Here is a 605-nt window from a genome sequence, read left to right on the forward strand (position 1 = left end):
ACTAATATTACTGTTGTTCCTACTGTGAATCTTAGTATTGTTAAATCATCTAATGTATCTGGATCTGTTTTGAATGGTGCATTTGTTTTATATGCTATTAATGTGACTAATTTTGGTCCTGATAATGCGACTGGTTTGGTTATTACTGATGTTTTGGATATTAGATTGATTTATATTAATAGTACTAGTCCTCGTGGAACTAGTTATGATGCTATTACTGGTGTTTGGGATATTAACACTTTGGCTAATGGTGAGAGTATTGTTTTGGATATTCTTGTTCGTTTGAATGGTACTGGTAGTATTGTGAATGTTGCAAATGTTACTAATGTTACTGAGAATAATACTGGCAATAATAGTAGTACTCCTGATAATACTACTAATATTACTGTTGTTCCTACTGTGAACATTAGTGTTGTTAAAACCTCTAATGTAAGTGGATCTGTCTTAAATGGTGCATTTGTTTTATACACTATTAATGTAACTAACTATGGTCCTGATAATGCTACTGGTTTGGTTATTACTGATAAATTAGATACTAGATTAATATACATTAACAGTACATCTCCAAGATTTACTTACTATGTTGCAAGTACTGGTGTTTGGAA

The 605-nt window shown here is 31.1% G+C and carries 1 pseudogene; it reads left to right on the forward strand.

The features are described from left to right. Positions 1–605, forward strand: a pseudogene (locus MBCUR_RS03455) (hypothetical protein); the annotation flags it as partial.

The sequence above is a fragment of the Methanobrevibacter curvatus genome, from assembly GCF_001639295.1.
Lineage (GTDB): Archaea > Methanobacteriota > Methanobacteria > Methanobacteriales > Methanobacteriaceae > Methanoflexus > Methanoflexus curvatus.